Consider the following 15,201-nt stretch of genomic DNA (forward strand, 5'->3'; position numbering starts at 1 on the left):
CCTAACGCGTGGATCAGCTATTCAGGGGTGGCTTCGAGCGCGTGCGCGACCATCGCGAGCAGGGACTCGATCACGCTGTACCGCTTGCGCGCGTCCATGATCACGACCGGCACGTGCGGGGGCACCGTGAGGGCCTCCCGGACGTCCTCGGCCTCGAACAGCTCGGTGCCCTCGAAGTGGTTGACCGCGACGATGTACGGCAGCCCGCAGCTCTCGAAGTAGTCCAGCGCGGGGAAGCAGTCGGTCAGCCGCCGGGTGTCGGCGAGCACGATCGCGCCGATCGCACCGCGCACCAGGTCGTCCCACATGAACCAGAAACGCTGCTGGCCCGGGGTACCGAAGACGTACAGCACGAGGTCGTCGTCGAGGGTGATCCGGCCGAAGTCCATCGCCACGGTGGTGGTGAGCTTGTCGGGCGTCGCGGAGAGATCGTCGGTCTCCTCGCTCGCCTGGGTCATCAGGGCCTCGGTCTGCAGCGGAGTGATCTCCGAGACCGCCCGGACGAAGGTCGTCTTGCCGACGCCGAAGCCGCCCGCGACGACGACCTTGGTCGCGACCGGGGCCCGGGTGTGGTCGAGCTGCCAGTCCTGGGAGCCCTCCTCGGCGTCTGTCACGGGGACGGGTCCGGGGGCTTCGGGCTGGGCGGGGATTCCGGCGAGCGCCGGTGCAGCGGCTTCAGAGACGGCGGAGTCCACTCAGCACCCTTTCGAGCAGCGCGCGGTCGGGCTGGCCGGTGCCGTGACCGGTCCCGTACACACGGATCTTTCCCTGGTCGGCCAAGTCGCTGAGCAGCACTCGGACGACACCCAACGGCATCTTCAGGAGCGCCGAGATCTCGGCGACGGTACGCATCCGGCGGCAGATCTCGACGATGGCCCGCATCTCGGGCATCAGCCCGCGGGCGGCCGGCCCGCCGTCCGTGAGCACCTTGCGGGCGGGCGGCGCCTCGAGCGCCGCGACGAAGGTCTCGACGAGCAGGACGTGGCCGAAGCGGGTGCGGCCGCCGGTGAGCGAGTACGGGCGCACGCGCGCGGGGCGGCGGCCCTCTCCTCGGACCGGCAGCCGGTGGGCGTGGGATGCGGACGTCACTGGGTGCTCTCCATCGATTTGCGCAGCTCGCTGCGGAGTTCGGGGGTGAGTACGTGTCCGGCGCGGCCCACGAAGAGGGCCATGTGGTACGCCACGACGCTCATGTCGCAGTCCGGCTCGGCGTGCACGCCGAGCAGCGAGCCGTCGCTGATCGACATGACGAAGACGCTGCCCTCCTCCATGGCCACCATGGTCTGCTTGACCCCGCCGCCGTCCATCAGCTTGGCCGCACCGACGGTGAGGCTGCCGATGCCCGAGACGATCGTGGCCAGGTCCGCGCTGGACCCCCGGGGGCCGTCGGAACGGCCCGTGGCGGGAGTGGCGGCGTTCTGCGCCGCGGGGTCGGACGAGAGCAGCAGCAGGCCGTCGGACGAGACGACGGCCACCGAGCGGAGCCCTGGCACCTCCTCGACGAGGTTGCCCAGCAGCCACTGCAGGTTGCGGGCTTCCCTGCTCAGTCCGAATGTTCCGGTCGCAGTCAACTGCGTGCCTCCTCGACTGTGTCCCCCGTCTTCTCCTCTGTCCCCGCGTCCTGCGGCTGTACGTGCGTCCGCGGGTGCGTCTGTACGGCTTCGATCTCCGCCTCCACGTCCCGGCGTCCCTCCTCGGCGCCCCGGTGGAAGCCACCGAGCCTGCGGCGCAGCGCCTCGGCGTCCACGCCTCCCGCGCGCGGGGCGACCGGGCTGTCGGCCTGGCGGACGATCTGCGGGGTGCGCTTGGGCAGGCCCTTGTCGGTGAGGCGCGGGGCGGCCGGCTCGGGCTCCTCGGGTGCGCGCTCGTGGGTGTCCGGCTCCGGCGGCGCATCGGGGAGCCGGACCTGGAGGGTCGTCTCGGCCGGCGAGGGCCGGGGGGCGGTCTCGTGCCCGTCGGCGTCGGCCGGGACGGTCTCGTCCTGGGCGGGTGCCTGCGCTGCCGGGGCGGCGGCGGACCCGGGCCCGATCTCCGGCTCTGACACCGGATCCGGCTCGGCCCCGGCGGCCAGGGGCTCCGGCCCGGCGGCCTGAGGCTCGGCGCTCTCGGGCTCGGCGGCCATGCGCTCCGCCCCGGCGGCCTGAGGCTCGGTGGTCTCGCGCTCGGCGGCCCGGTGTGCGGCGGACTCGGGCTCGGATATCTCCGGGGTCGCCTCGGACTCGGCGATCGCCCGCTCCGCCGCCTCCACCAGGGGATCCCTGGTGCGGGGCGGCAGGGTGTTGGAGTTCGCCTCGGCCACCGAGCCGGGGAGGTTGAGCGGGGGCGCGGAACCGGCGACCGGCACGGCCGGCGGGACCGCGGTCGGCGGGGCCGTCGGAAGCAGCGGCAGCGGCAGCACGATGACGGCCGCGATCCCGCCCTGCTTCTGCTCGCGCAGCTGCACCCGTACGCCGTGGCGGGCGGCGAGCAGCGCGGTGACCCGGATGCCGAGCCCCTCCCCCGCGACGTCGGCCGGGTCGGCCTCGGCGAGCCGCGCGTTGAGCTCGGCGAGCCGGGACTCGGTCATGCCGATGCCCTCGTCCTGGACGGAGAGCATCACCTCGCCGCTCTCCAGGAGCCAGCCGGAGAGCTGGACCTGCGCGTCGGGCGGCGAGAAGGAGGTGGCGTTCTCGAGGAGTTCGGCGACCAGATGGCTGAGGTCGTCCGCGGCGAAGCCCGCGACCTGGGCGTGCGGCGGCAGGGACTGAATGGTGACCCGCTCGTACCGCTCGATCTCGCTGACGGCGGCGCGCAGCACGTCGACGAGCGGGACGGGGCCGGGGTGGCCGTGGACGTGCTCGTGGCCCGCGAGGACCAGCAGGTTCTCGCTGTGGCGGCGCATGACGGTCGCCATGTGGTCGAGCTTGAAGAGGGTGGCGAGCCGGTCCGGGTCCTGCTCGCGCTCCTCCAGCTTCTCGATGACGCCGAGCTGGCGCTCCACCAGTCCCAGGCTGCGCAGCGAGAGGTTGACGAAGGTGTGCTGGACGCTGTGCCGGAGCCGTTCGAGTTCGGCGGTGAGCAGGGCCGTGTGGCCCTGGAGCTCGGCGCGCTGGGCGGCGAGCTCGGCGGCGAGGGAGTCACGGGCGCCGGCCAGGTCGGCGCGCTCGCTGTCGAGCCGCTCGGTGCGCCGGGCGAGCGCGGCCAGCTTGTCCTGAAGGGTGTTGAGGGACCGTACGACCTGGGCGAACTCGTCGTTGCGGCCGGTGAAGCGGACCGGTTCCTCGGTCTCCGGGGCGGCGGCGAGCCGGGCGGCGCCGATGCGCAGCACGGCGAGCGGGCGGGTGAGGGTGCGGGCGACGAAGGTGGAGATGCCGATCGCGACCAGCAGGCAGCCGCCGAGGAAGGCGATGCGCAGTTCGAGGGCGGTGACATCGTCGTCACGCAGCTGCGCGAGGCGTTCCACCTGCTCGGTGGCGAGCGCCGACTCGACGCCGCGCATCTGCTCGATACGGGCGGAGAGGGCGGCCTCCAGCTTCTCGGGGTCGGTGCGCCGCTCGCTCTTGCTGAGCTTCGGCTGGTCGGTGAGTCCGGTCAGGTACCGCTCGGCGCTCTTGACGTCCGGGCCCGTCACGGTGCCGGCGAGGGAGTCGCGCCCGGCGGCCGAGGCGGCCTGGTCGAAGTCGGCGAGGGAGGCCAGTTCGCGGACGCGGGCCTGCTGGGCGGCGGCGGTCAGGGCGTCCCGGGCACGGTCGGCCTCGTCCGCGCCCTCCGGCTCGTCGGGCACGTAGGTGCCGGAGATCGGGTCGTAGGTCGTACCGGTGGACTCGGGCTGGGGTACGGCGAGGGCGGCCAGGAGCAGTCCGCGGGCGGCCGATGCCTGCTCGACGGCGCGGCCCAGCGCGGCGGGGGCCCGGGTGGCCTCGGCGGCGCGCGCCGGGGTCCGCTCGGCCAGCTCGTCCGCGAGGTCCTGGAGCTTGGCGATGACGTCCGAGTACGCCTTGTGGGCTTCCAGGGCGGTGCCCTTGCCGGTCAGCGCGGTGCGGCGGACGGCGGACAGGTCCGCGAGGTCGCGGCGCAGTTCGGCGGGGGCGGCGGGCCGGATCTCGTCGATCTGCCGGTCGACCCGGGTGGAACGGCTGCTGGTGACCTGGCGCTTGTCCTCGGTGTCGCCGGTCTGCTCGTCGCGGCCCGCGGCGATGTACGCGACGACCTCGTCACGCTCGTCGGCGAGCGAGTGGGCGAGGGTGACGGCCTGGCGGTCCAGTTCGGCGAGGGTGACCAGGCTCTGGGAGTCGGTCAGATCGCCGGAGGCGGTGAGGATCGCGGGGGCGCCGGCGGCGAGAACGGTGACGCCGACGAGGGCGACACCGGCGACCAGGCGGTTACGGACGCGCTTGGGGCGGCCCACGGGAACACCCGGGGTGCCGGAGGATCCGGGGGTGCCGTCGGCGTCGGAGCCCGTGGCCCCGCCCGCGGTCAGCGGGTCACCGGGGGTCTGGCTCCGCGTGCCGTTGTTGCTCCGAGGCCGCTTCTTCTGCACCGGTGCTCGCATTCTCGACTCGTCCACCCATGAAGCAGAGGTGACGACCGGTCACACATAGAGCGCCCCCACCCCTGGTACGGCTTCCGACCATTCCAGCGCTTTTGGGAAGGGGACGCGCATCGGCCGCTCCGCCACCCGAACGAGTGAACAACACTCATGAGTTGGCGAACAACTCCGCGCGAGGGTCTTTCCGCGCCCGTGCGGTGCGCCGGTTGGATCTTCCGTGCGGGCTTTGGCAAGATGCCCGCCCGCAGCTTCCCGGAGGCCCTCCTTCCGGCTCGCGTGCGCTCCTCGGCGGCTTGGTACAGGCCATATTCGGCCGTTTGGAGACGCTGTGAAGGAGTGATGCAGGCTTTCCGGACGGGGGGCAGACTGAGGATCATGCGCACCGAAGTCGCCACCCTTCCCGGCAGCCCCGAACGCCCCAACGAGGACTGGGCAGCGGCGACGCTCCCCGCGTCCGGCGGGGGCGGGACGGTGGTGGTGCTCGACGGGGTGACGCCGCCGGTCGACGACGACGGCTGTGTGCACGACGTGCCCTGGTTCACCGCCCGGCTCGGTGGCGCTTTGACCGAACTATCCGCTTCGCGGCCCGACCTGACGCTGCGCGAGGTGCTGGCGCGGGCAATCCGGCGCACCGCGGACGCCCACCGCGACACCTGTGACCTTTCTCACGTACGCACTCCCCAGGCGACCGTCGCGATGGCCCGCTGGAACGCGAGCTCGGTCGAGCACCTGGTCCTCTCGGACGCCGCGTTGCTCCTGGAGGCGCCGGACGGTTCCGTACGGGCGGTGCTCGACGACCGTCTCGACCGGGTGCCGGACGAGATCCGCCGCTCCCTGGTGGCGACGGACCGCCTGCGGAACCGGGACGGCGGCTTCTTCACGGTGGCGGCGGACCCGGAGGTGGCGCGGCACGCAGTGACGGGAACGACGCCCCGACCGGCGGTACGGGCCCTGGCGGCGCTCACGGACGGGGCGACGCGGTGGGTGGAGCTGTTCGGGCAGGGCGACTGGGCGGACTGCTTCGCGGTGCTCCGCAAGGAGGGCCCGCACGGGCTGCTCACCCGGGTCCGGGCGCTGGAGGCGGCCAACGAGGCGGCCGGCGGCCCCTTCCGCTGGAAGCTCCACGACGACGCGACAGCGGTGCTCGCCGTGCTTCCGTGAGGCCCGGTTCTCCCCTGAGACCCGGTTCTCCCCTAGCCCTCCGCGCGGGTGTTCAGCTGGTGCAGCAGGCGGGCCAGTTCGGCGACCTCGCCCCGGTCCCAGTCGGCCAGTTTGCGGACGTACCGCCCGCGCCGTGCGTCCCGTACCCGGCGGAAGCGGTTCCGGCCCTCTTCCGTCAGCCGCACCAGCGCCGCGCGCCCGTCGGCCGGGTCGGGGTCACGGGCGACGAGTCCGAGGTCCTCCAGGACGCGCAGCTGGCGGCTCATGGTCGCCTTGCCGACGCCGAAGTATCCGGCGAGCTCGGTGGCGCGCTGCGGTCCGGCGTCCTCCAGCCGCACGAAGAGCCCGTAGGCGGAGGACTCCAGCTCGGGATGCACCTCGCGGGCCATCTCGCCCGACTGGGCGCGGGCGCGGCGCAGAAAGACCGCCAGCTCCCGTTCGAGGGCGAGGAATTCCTGGTCCACACCACTGCGCGTCGACGACGCGGTGGGCTCGCCTTCACTCCCCGTACCGCTTCCGTGCACGTCAACACCTCTCGCGCGCTTTCCGGTCGCTGAAAGTTTCTTCCGGCCGCGGCCATCGCCGCAGCTCTCCCAGTATTTCGCAGGAGTAGACCAACGGCAGCACCGAGGGCCCCTTCCACCGAACCGGTCTACGTGCGTAGCGTCGTGGCTGACATGTCCACACCAGTTCATGTCGCCCCGCTCCCCCACCGAGCCTTTCGGAGGCACGCAATGCCCGTGCACAGATCCGGAAAGACCTTCGCCGGCGCCGCGCTCGCGACCCTGGCCCTCCTCCTCCCCCTCGCACTCTCGGGCGCGGCGAACGCGGCCGGGAGCGAGTCCGTACCCCCGCGCGGCTCCGCCCACATGGGTATGGGCGTCATCGAGCACGACGGCCAGGACGGCAAGCCCGGCGGCATCTCGATCCAGGCCGTCCAGACGGAGGGCGTGGACGTCTCCAGCCACCAGGGGAACGTGGCCTGGTCGACCCTGTGGAACAGCGGGGTGAAGTGGGCCTACGTCAAGGCGACGGAGGGCACGTACTACAAGAACCCGTACTTCGCGCAGCAGTACAACGGCTCCTACAACGTCGGCATGATCCGCGGCGCGTACCACTTCGCGACCCCGGACACGACGACCGGCGCGGCGCAGGCCGACTACTTCGTGAACAACGGCGGCGGCTGGTCCCGGGACGGCAAGACGCTGCCGGGCGCGCTCGACATCGAGTGGAACCCGTACGGCTCGACCTGTTACGGCAAGACGCAGTCGGGGATGGTCGCGTGGATCCGTGACTTCGTGAACCGGTACAAGTACCGGACCGGCCGCGACCCGGTGATCTACACGGCGACGAGCTGGTGGAAGCAGTGCACCGGCAACTACTCGGGCTTCGGCTCGACCAACCCGCTGTGGGTGGCGCGGTACGCCACGACGGTGGGCGAACTGCCCGCGGGGTGGCTGTACTACACGATGTGGCAGTACACCTCGTCCGGCCCGACGGTCGGCGACCACAACCACTTCAACGGCGACCTCTCACGGGTGCAGGCGCTGGCGAACGGCTGAGTCCGGCCCCCTCTCCGGCGGTCTCCCGGGTGCGCGGCGGCGCGCCCGGGAGGCCGTCTTCGCGTTTTCCGCGCCCACCCTCTTGCCCATTGGTATGGACCAATGCGACGCTCAAGGTGACGCGCACGGCATCAACTGCCGCGCGTTTGACGCTCGTTGCTCGTCCCGTCCTCCCCCACGCACGAGAGAGAGCCCCGCATGCCGTCGTACCGCCGCACCGCCGCAGCCGTCACCCTGTCCGCGGCCGCGCTGGTCCCCCTCACCCCCTCCACCGCCGGCGCGCACGGCGCCGTCTTCAACCCGGTGAGCCGGGTGGCGTCCTGTTACGCGGAGGGTCCGGAGACGCCGAAGTCGCAGGTGTGCAAGGACCTGGTGGCCGACTCCGGGACCCAGCCGCTGTACGACTGGAACGAGGTGAACATCGCCAACGCGGACGGGCGGCACCAGCTGCTCATCCCGGACGGCAAGCTGTGCTCGGCCAACCGCGAGAAGTACCGGGCGCTCGACTGGGCCCGTGCGGACTGGCCGGCGACGGCGGTCGGGGCGGGCTCCTTCGACTTCAAGGTACGGGTGACGGCGCCGCACGCGGGGACGATGACGGTGTACGTCACCAAGCAGGGCTTCGACCCGACGCGACCGCTGAAGTGGTCGGACCTGGACACGACCCCGGTGGCCACCTACGCCACCACCCGCACGGCGACGGACGGCCACTACACCTTCACGGGCACCCTGCCCGCGCGGACCGGCCGCCACATCGTCTACAAGGTCTGGCAGCGGAGCGACAGCCCGGAGGCCTTCTACAGCTGCTCGGACGTGACCTTCGGTGGTACGACGGCCGCCACGGCCCCGAGCGAGACGAAGATCGCCGCGGACGCCGACCGCTCCACGGTGAGCCACGCGGGCCACGGCGGCGACGAACACGCCCCGGCGCTCTCCGCCGACGCCACGGAGCCGCCCGCCTCCCCGCTGCCCTTCGCTCTCGGCGGCGCGGCGGCCCTGACGGCCTTCGGCGCGGGCAGCCTGCTGCTGTCCCGCCGCCGGAACGCGGCCTAGCCGGAGCGCGACTCCGTCCCGCCGGGAACGCGTCCCCGCCGGAACGCGCCCCCCGCCCTGGCGGGACCGCCGGCGGCCGGAGCGCGACCCGGCCGGAACGCCCCGAGCGGGGCACCTCATGAAGGGGTGCCCCGCTCGCCGTGAACCGAAGGACTACGCCACCGCGCTCACGGCGACCTCCGCCGGGGCGAGGGCGATCTCCAGGACCTGGCGGACGTCGGTGACCGGGTGGACCTCCAGCTTCTCCAGGATCTCCGCCGGGACGTCGTCCAGGTCGGCCTCGTTGCGCTTGGGGATCACGACCGTCGTGACGCCCGCGCGGTGGGCGGCCAGCAGCTTCTGCTTCACTCCGCCGATCGGGAGGACCCGGCCGGTCAGCGAGACCTCGCCGGTCATCGCGACATCCGTGCGGACCAGCCGGCCGGAGAGCAGCGAGGCCAGGGCCGTCGTCATCGTGACACCCGCGCTCGGGCCGTCCTTCGGGACAGCGCCGGCCGGGAAGTGGATGTGCACGCCCCGGTCCTTCAGACCGGTCACGGGCAGCTCCAGCTCGGCGCCGTGCGAGCGCAGGAAGGAGAGCGCGATCTGCGCCGACTCCTTCATCACGTCGCCCAGCTGACCCGTCAGGGTCAGGCCCGCCGCGCCCGTCTCGGGGTCCGCGAGCGACGCCTCAACGTAGAGGACGTCACCGCCCGCGCCCGTGACCGCGAGCCCGGTGGCGACACCCGGCACGGAGGTGCGCCGCTCGGCCGGGTCCTGCGCCGACTCGGGCACGTGGTGCGGGCGCCCGATCAGCCCGCGCAGATCGTCCACACCCACCGAGAACGGCAGCTCACGGTCGCCCAGTTCGTGCTGCGCCGCGACCTTCCGCAGCAGCCGCGCGATGGACCGCTCCAGGTTCCGTACGCCCGCCTCCCGGGTGTACTCGCCCGCCAGCTTCCGCAGGGTGGCGTCCTCGATGACCACCTCGCCGGGCTCCAGACCGGCCCGCTCCAGCTGACGCGGCAGCAGATGGTCACGGGCGATGACGATCTTCTCGTCCTCCGTGTACCCGTCGAGCCGCACCAGCTCCATGCGGTCGAGCAGCGCCTCCGGGATGGCCTCCAGGACGTTCGCCGTCGCCAGGAAGACGACGTCGGAGAGGTCCAGCTCGACCTCCAGGTAGTGATCCCGGAAGGTGTGGTTCTGCGCCGGGTCCAGGACCTCCAGGAGGGCCGCCGCCGGGTCACCCCGGAAGTCGGAGCCGACCTTGTCGATCTCGTCGAGCAGCACCACCGGGTTCATCGACCCGGCCTCCTTGATCGCCCGCACGATCCGGCCCGGCAGGGCGCCCACGTACGTACGCCGGTGGCCGCGGATCTCCGCCTCGTCCCGTACGCCGCCGAGCGCGACCCGCACGAACTTCCGTCCCATCGCGTGCGCGACCGACTCGCCCAGCGAGGTCTTGCCCACGCCGGGCGGGCCGACCAGTGCGAGCACGGCGCCGCCCCGGCGGCCGCCGACGACCCCGAGGCCGCGCTCGGCACGCCGCTTGCGCACCGCGAGGTACTCGGTGATCCGCTCCTTCACGTCCTCCAGGCCCGCGTGCTCGGCATCGAGGACGCCCTTCGCGCCCTGGATGTCGTACCCGGTCGCGCCGTCATCGGTTCGCTCGTTCCACGGCAGTTCGAGGACGGTGTCCAGCCAGGTGCGGATCCAGGAGCCCTCCGGGGACTGGTCGCTGGACCGCTCCAGCTTCTCGACCTCCTTGAGGGCCGCTTCCCGGACCTTCTCCGGCAGGTCGGCGGCCTCCACGCGCGCCCGGTAGTCGTCGGACTCGTCGCCCTCGGACTCGCCGTTGAGGTCCCGCAGCTCCTTCCGTACGGCTTCCAGCTGGCGCCGCAGCAGGAACTCGCGCTGCTGCTTGTCGACACCTTCCTGGACGTCCTTCGCGATGCTCTCGGCCACGTCCTGCTCGGCCAGGTGCTCGCGCAGCTGCGCGGTGGCGAGCCTGAGGCGGGCGACCGGGTCGGCGGTCTCCAGGAGTTCGACCTTCTGCTCGACGGTGAGGAAGGGCGAGTAGCCGGAGTTGTCGGCGAGGGCGGAGACGCCGTCGATCTGCTGGACGCGGTCCACGACCTGCCAGGCGCCGCGCTTCTTCAGCCAGGTGGTGGCGAGCGCCTTGTACTCCTTGACCAGCTCGGTCACGGCTCCGGGCAGCGGCTCGGGCACGGTCTCCTCGACGACGCTGCCCTCGACCCACAGGGCCGCACCGGGCCCGGTCGTACCGGCGCCGATCCTGACGCGGCCGCGGCCGCGGATGAGCGCGCCGGGATCGCCGTCGGACAGCCGTCCCACCTGCTCGACCGTGCCGAGGACGCCGGTCGCGGCGTAGGTCCCGTCGATGCGGGGCACCAGCAGCACCTTGGGCTTGCCGGTGTCGGCGCGGGCGGCGGCCTGGGCGGCCTCCACGGCGGCGCGCACGTCGTTGTCGGACAGGTCCAGGGGCACCACCATGCCGGGCAGCACGACCTCGTCGTCGAGCGGCAGTACGGGCAGCGTCAGCAGTGCGTTCGCCGTGGATTCGGCAGCCATGATCTCCCCTTCGGCAGTCAAGTTGAGCTATGTGCACTCAATGCTTGTGAGCCGCCAAATGTTCCCCGCGCCGCGTTCGCTCTGAGCGATCACTCTGTCGCCCTCAGGTCGGGGTCCCGCTCCCGCCCACCGTTGCGCCTCCCGACCGGAACAGATGTAATACCTCCATGAACATGTTAGCTATTACATCTGCGTGGGTGGCGGGCTGGACCGTCTCACGGGGCACCCCGCCCGCCGTCGTCGAACCCTGGGGCTACCGGATCGACGTGGGGCTGCCGACGCACGTCTTCCGGCACGTCCTGCCGGCGCCGGGCGCCGTGTCCGTGGGCGCGCTCTGCTCGGAGATCACCGAGCCCCACGCCTGGCTGAAGGTGATGGCGGAGCCGGCCGAGGTCGCGGCGTGGATCGCCCCGGGGTGGACCGTCCCCGACGACCCCGGCTTCATGATGACCAAGGCGCTGGACAAGGACGCGCGGCCGCCGGCGCCGGAGGGGTACGCGCGGACGACCGAGACCCGGAACGGGGTGATACGGGTCCGGATCGTGGCCCCGGACGGCACGCTCGCCGCCCGTGGCCGGCTGGCGCCGACGGGAGCGACCGCGGTCGCCGACCAGATCGAGACCCACCCCGACCACCGCCGCCGCGGGCTCGGCGCCAATGTGATGCGCACGCTCGAAGCGGCGGGCGCGAAGGCGGGGGCCGTGACGGGCGTTCTGTCGGCGACGACGGACGGCCTGGCCCTGTACGACTCCCTGGGCTGGCGCCACGAGGGACCGCTGACGGGGGTCGTCCGGGACGCGTGAGGGGCGCCATGTGGTGGGCGCGCCCTGGTCAATCGGATCGGCTGGAGGCATGCTCGGACCCATGGCGATCAGGGGCATGGTGCGCGGGAGGCGGTACGCGGGGCTCTGGGCCGCGTCCGCCGTGCTGATTCCGGTGATGACGGTGGCCGGGTGCGGCGGCCAGGGCGAGCAGCCGCCCCCGGTCGCGACCCAGGGCGGCAGCCAGGACGGCACCGCCGGGCCGACGCCGCCCGGAACCGGCGGCGGCCCCGTCCCGCCCGTCCCGACGGGCCCGGACGGGACGGTGAAGAACGACGACGACCCCCGGCCGCAGGACGTCCTCGTGGAGGTGAACGTCAACGGCGGTCTCGCCGGCGTCCGCAACCAGCTGATCGTCCACCACGACGGCGACTACACGACCCGCTCCGGCACGAAGCCCCCGCGCGCCGGCCGCATGACACCGGCCGAAGTGGCCCAACTGCGCGCGGCACTGGAGGATCCGGCCTACGGAAAGGTGCCCGCGCGGCCGAGCGGAAAGCCGGTGCAGGACGGTTTCCTGTACGTGATCACGTACAACCACCGCGTCGTCGTCGCCTCGGACGGCGACCGTCCGGCGGCGCTGCAGCGCGTCTTCGCGGCCCTGCCCGACGGCGGCCCGCCGACCAGCCCCTGACCTGACGCCGGGGCCCCGCTCGTCACCCCGCACGGAACCCCGTTCCCCGGGTAAGGGTTTGTCCCGGCCGCCCCCTCCCCGCGAGGATGGCCGGGCCAGACCGCCTGCCGAGACCGGGAGTGAGTGAACATGTCCAGCCCCGTCACGCTCGACCGCCGCGAGGGTCCGTACGGAGAAGTCGTACTGCGCCGACGCGACGAGCACTTCGAAATCATCTCCAACGGCACCTTCCTGATGGACACCTCGGACGGTCGCTCGGAGCGGCTCCTGATCGGCGCGGCGATGGACGCCCTCGGCGGACGCGTCGCCGCCTCCCTGCTGATCGGCGGCCTCGGCGTCGGCTTCTCCCTCGCCCACGCCTCCGCCGACCCGCGCTGGGGCCGCATCACGGTCGTCGAGCGCGAACAGGCGATCATCGACTGGCACCGCGAGGGACCGCTGGCCGCGATCTCCGGACGGGCGCTGGGCGATCCGCGCAACGTGATCCTGCACACGGACCTGATCGAGTACGTCCACACGTCCACCGACACGTACGACGCGCTCTGTCTGGACATCGACAACGGGCCCGACTGGACCGTCACCGAGGGCAACCAAACCCTGTACTCCGCCGAGGGATTGGCGGCCTGCGCGGCCCGGTTGAACCCCGGCGGGATCCTCGCCGTATGGTCCGCCCAACCCTCCGCCGATTTCGAATCCTCCTTGCGGAATGCCGGATTCAGCGGGGTACGGACGGAAGAGATCCCGGTTGCCCGGGGCGTCCCGGACGTGGTGCACCTCGGCATCCGGCCTGCGTAGCCGGGATGCTGCCGGTGCCTCTAGGCTGCTGGCCGACATCAGCGATGCGAGGCGGGGCAATGGAGCAGACACACACCACTCACCACGGTGCGGCGCCCACTCCGGGCGCGCAGCGGCGGGTGCTGGTCGTCGAGGACGACACGACGATCGTGGATGCGATCTCCGCGAGGCTGCGTGCGGAGGGGTTCCTCGTCCAGACGGCGACGGACGGACCGGCCGCGGTCGACGCGGCCGAGGCGTGGCAGCCGGACCTGATGGTGCTCGACGTGATGCTGCCGGGGTTCGACGGTCTGGAGGTGTGCCGCCGGGTCCAGGCCCAGCGGCCGGTCCCGGTCCTGATGCTCACGGCGCGGGACGACGAGACGGACATGCTGGTCGGGCTCGGCGTCGGCGCCGACGACTACATGACCAAGCCGTTCTCGATGCGCGAGCTGGCCGCCCGGGTGCACGTCCTGCTGCGCCGGGTGGAGCGGGCGGCGCTGGCGGCCGTGACGCCGCGGAGCGGCATCCTGCGGCTCGGCGAGCTGGAGATCGACCACGCGCAGCGCCGGGTCCGGGTCCGGGCCGAGGACGTGCACCTGACGCCGACCGAGTTCGACCTGCTGGTCTGCCTGGCGAACACCCCGCGCGCGGTCCTCTCCCGCGAGCAGCTGCTCGCGGAGGTCTGGGACTGGGCGGACGCCTCGGGCACCCGGACCGTGGACAGCCACATCAAGGCGCTGCGCCGGAAGATCGGGGCCGAGCGCATCCGTACGGTCCATGGCGTGGGCTACGCGCTGGAGACCCCGGCGCCATGAGCCGACGGGGGCCGCGCCCCGAGCGCCGCGGCGGGCGCCGGATCCTCATCTCGATCAAGACCAAGCTGGGCGCGCTGGTCGTCGGGGCGGTCCTGCTCACCTCGGGACTGGCCCTGGTGGCGATCCGTACCTCCACGGAGTTCCGCTACATCACGATCTTCGCGATGATCGCGACCCTCCTGATCACCCAGTTCGTGGCGCAGTCCCTGACGGCGCCGCTGGACGAGATGACGACCGTGGCCGGGACGATCTCGCGCGGGGACTTCAGCCGGCGGGTGCAGGGCGCGGACCGCCGGGACGAGCTGGGCGCCCTCGCCTCGACGATCAACCGCATGGCGGACGACCTGGAGGCCGTCGACCGGCACCGCAAGGAGCTGGTCGCGAACGTCTCGCACGAGCTGCGCACCCCCATCGCCGCGCTCCGCGCGGTCCTGGAGAACGTGGTCGACGGGGTCTCCGAGGCCGATCCGGAGACGATGCGCACGGCGCTGAAACAGTCCGAGCGGCTCGGCCGGCTGGTGGAGACGCTGCTCGACCTGTCACGTCTCGACAACGGTGTCGTCACGCTGAAGGCACGCCGGTTCGAGGTCTGGCCGTATCTCTCGGGGGTGCTCCGGGAGGCGAATCTGGCCGCGTCCCAGCGCGGCCTGTCCTCCACGTCCGGCCTGCACAACCGTACGGACGTCCATCTGCACCTCGATGTCTCGCCGCCCGAGCTGACCGCGCACGCGGACGCTGAGCGGCTGCACCAGGTGATGGCGAACCTCATCGACAACGCGGTGAAGCACTCGCCGCCCCACGGCCGGGTGACCGTACGGGCCCGGCGCGGGCCCTGGCCGGACTCGCTGGCCCTGGAGGTCGAGGACGAGGGCCCCGGCATCCCGGAGGCGCTGCGGCACACGGTCTTCGAGCGGTTCAACCGCGGCCAGGTCCCGGCTCAGGCCGGTCCGGGCAGCGACGGCGGCACCGGGCTGGGGCTCGCGATCGCCCGCTGGGCGGTGGATCTGCACGGCGGGGAGATCGGAGTGGCCGAATCGTCACGCGGCTGCCGGATCCAGGTCACTCTTCCGGGAAGCCCTCCGGCGCGGGATTGACGTAGGGTCGAACCGGAAGCGCATGTTCTGCGTGCAGGTGAACAGAACATGGTCGAGGTTGTCTCCCAGGACGGGGGGCCGCCGCACTCTCGCCTACCCGCGAGAGGGCAGAACCACGCTTGTTTCCCGCCAATCCCTGCGCCGAAACACCGTGTCAAGTGTGACTTGCACGACGTTGGAGC

The 15,201-nt window shown here is 72.4% G+C and carries 14 protein-coding genes; 8 read left to right on the top strand and 6 right to left on the bottom strand.

The window, feature by feature from the left end:
• Positions 1 to 17: 17 nt before the first annotated feature.
• The 4 genes from ACZ4VW_RS01155 to ACZ4VW_RS01170 are packed head-to-tail and all read right to left on the bottom strand — an operon-like array spanning position 18 to position 4,531.
• On the bottom strand, positions 18 to 695 hold the full coding sequence (locus tag ACZ4VW_RS01155; protein WP_467957096.1) for a GTP-binding protein: 678 nt from the start codon (positions 693 to 695) through the stop codon (positions 18 to 20).
• The gene (locus ACZ4VW_RS01160) at positions 676 to 1,089 is read right to left on the bottom strand and encodes a DUF742 domain-containing protein (RefSeq protein ID WP_467957098.1); all 414 of its coding nucleotides are present in this window, start codon (positions 1,087 to 1,089) and stop codon (positions 676 to 678) included. Before ACZ4VW_RS01160 ends, ACZ4VW_RS01155 begins: the two co-directional genes overlap by 20 nt.
• The gene (locus ACZ4VW_RS01165) at positions 1,086 to 1,571 is read right to left on the bottom strand and encodes a roadblock/LC7 domain-containing protein (RefSeq protein WP_467957100.1); all 486 of its coding nucleotides are present in this window, start codon (positions 1,569 to 1,571) and stop codon (positions 1,086 to 1,088) included. Before ACZ4VW_RS01165 ends, ACZ4VW_RS01160 begins: the two co-directional genes overlap by 4 nt.
• On the bottom strand, positions 1,568 to 4,531 hold the full coding sequence (locus tag ACZ4VW_RS01170; RefSeq protein ID WP_467957102.1) for a sensor histidine kinase: 2,964 nt from the start codon (positions 4,529 to 4,531) through the stop codon (positions 1,568 to 1,570). Before ACZ4VW_RS01170 ends, ACZ4VW_RS01165 begins: the two co-directional genes overlap by 4 nt.
• A 372-nt stretch (positions 4,532 to 4,903) precedes the next feature.
• Here ACZ4VW_RS01170 and ACZ4VW_RS01175 point away from each other — a divergent pair, with 372 nt between their 5' ends.
• Positions 4,904 to 5,689, top strand: a complete 786-nt coding sequence (locus tag ACZ4VW_RS01175) for a hypothetical protein (RefSeq protein ID WP_467957104.1) — start codon at positions 4,904 to 4,906, stop codon at positions 5,687 to 5,689.
• A gap of 32 nt (positions 5,690 to 5,721) precedes the next feature.
• Here ACZ4VW_RS01175 and ACZ4VW_RS01180 read toward each other — a convergent pair whose 3' ends face one another.
• On the bottom strand, positions 5,722 to 6,213 hold the full coding sequence (locus tag ACZ4VW_RS01180) for a MarR family winged helix-turn-helix transcriptional regulator (RefSeq protein WP_467957106.1): 492 nt from the start codon (positions 6,211 to 6,213) through the stop codon (positions 5,722 to 5,724).
• A gap of 210 nt (positions 6,214 to 6,423) precedes the next feature.
• Here ACZ4VW_RS01180 and ACZ4VW_RS01185 point away from each other — a divergent pair, with 210 nt between their 5' ends.
• Complete coding sequence (locus ACZ4VW_RS01185) at positions 6,424 to 7,251, top strand: lysozyme (RefSeq protein WP_467957108.1); 828 nt, start codon at positions 6,424 to 6,426, stop codon at positions 7,249 to 7,251.
• A gap of 198 nt (positions 7,252 to 7,449) precedes the next feature.
• Entirely contained in the window at positions 7,450 to 8,304 is an 855-nt protein-coding gene (locus ACZ4VW_RS01190; protein WP_467957110.1) for a lytic polysaccharide monooxygenase auxiliary activity family 9 protein, read from the top strand.
• 153 nt (positions 8,305 to 8,457) lie between these two features.
• Here ACZ4VW_RS01190 and lon read toward each other — a convergent pair whose 3' ends face one another.
• Positions 8,458 to 10,878, bottom strand: coding sequence for an endopeptidase La (gene lon / locus ACZ4VW_RS01195; RefSeq protein ID WP_467957112.1), 2,421 nt, complete (start codon positions 10,876 to 10,878; stop codon positions 8,458 to 8,460).
• 197 nt (positions 10,879 to 11,075) lie between these two features.
• Here lon and ACZ4VW_RS01200 point away from each other — a divergent pair, with 197 nt between their 5' ends.
• From ACZ4VW_RS01200 to ACZ4VW_RS01220, 5 genes are all read left to right on the top strand, one after another.
• Positions 11,076 to 11,681 carry a GNAT family N-acetyltransferase gene (locus ACZ4VW_RS01200; protein WP_467957114.1) on the top strand — a complete coding sequence of 202 codons (606 nt, stop codon included), beginning with the start codon at positions 11,076 to 11,078 and terminating at the stop codon, positions 11,679 to 11,681.
• Positions 11,682 to 11,742: 61 nt separating this feature from the next.
• Positions 11,743 to 12,333: a hypothetical protein gene (locus ACZ4VW_RS01205; protein ID WP_467957116.1), complete on the top strand. Its 591-nt coding sequence runs from the start codon at positions 11,743 to 11,745 to the stop codon at positions 12,331 to 12,333.
• A gap of 129 nt (positions 12,334 to 12,462) precedes the next feature.
• A complete protein-coding gene (locus ACZ4VW_RS01210) occupies positions 12,463 to 13,128 on the top strand; it encodes a spermidine synthase family protein (protein WP_467957118.1) in 666 nt (221 codons plus the stop codon).
• A 59-nt stretch (positions 13,129 to 13,187) separates the two neighbouring features.
• Positions 13,188 to 13,925, top strand: a complete 738-nt coding sequence (locus ACZ4VW_RS01215) for a response regulator transcription factor (RefSeq protein ID WP_137993380.1) — start codon at positions 13,188 to 13,190, stop codon at positions 13,923 to 13,925.
• On the top strand, positions 13,922 to 15,019 hold the full coding sequence (locus ACZ4VW_RS01220; RefSeq protein ID WP_467957120.1) for a HAMP domain-containing sensor histidine kinase: 1,098 nt from the start codon (positions 13,922 to 13,924) through the stop codon (positions 15,017 to 15,019). The genes ACZ4VW_RS01215 and ACZ4VW_RS01220 overlap by 4 nt, the downstream gene beginning before the upstream one ends.
• Positions 15,020 to 15,201: the final 182 nt, after the last annotated feature.

It is taken from the genome of Streptomyces sp. NPDC029139 (genome assembly GCF_055564335.1).

What these genes read in the sequence shown, in the direction of transcription:
- ACZ4VW_RS01210 (WP_467957118.1), top strand. Translation starts at nt 12,463, where the DNA reads ATGTCCAGCCCCGTCACGCTCGACCGCCGCGAGGGTCCGTACGGAGAA.
- lon (WP_467957112.1), bottom strand. Translation starts at nt 10,878, where the DNA reads ATGGCTGCCGAATCCACGGCGAACGCACTGCTGACGCTGCCCGTACTG.
- ACZ4VW_RS01220 (WP_467957120.1), top strand. Translation starts at nt 13,922, where the DNA reads ATGAGCCGACGGGGGCCGCGCCCCGAGCGCCGCGGCGGGCGCCGGATC.
- ACZ4VW_RS01190 (WP_467957110.1), top strand. Translation starts at nt 7,450, where the DNA reads ATGCCGTCGTACCGCCGCACCGCCGCAGCCGTCACCCTGTCCGCGGCC.
- ACZ4VW_RS01175 (WP_467957104.1), top strand. Translation starts at nt 4,904, where the DNA reads ATGCGCACCGAAGTCGCCACCCTTCCCGGCAGCCCCGAACGCCCCAAC.
- ACZ4VW_RS01205 (WP_467957116.1), top strand. Translation starts at nt 11,743, where the DNA reads ATGGCGATCAGGGGCATGGTGCGCGGGAGGCGGTACGCGGGGCTCTGG.
- ACZ4VW_RS01215 (WP_137993380.1), top strand. Translation starts at nt 13,188, where the DNA reads ATGGAGCAGACACACACCACTCACCACGGTGCGGCGCCCACTCCGGGC.
- ACZ4VW_RS01170 (WP_467957102.1), bottom strand. Translation starts at nt 4,531, where the DNA reads ATGCGAGCACCGGTGCAGAAGAAGCGGCCTCGGAGCAACAACGGCACG.
- ACZ4VW_RS01185 (WP_467957108.1), top strand. Translation starts at nt 6,424, where the DNA reads ATGCCCGTGCACAGATCCGGAAAGACCTTCGCCGGCGCCGCGCTCGCG.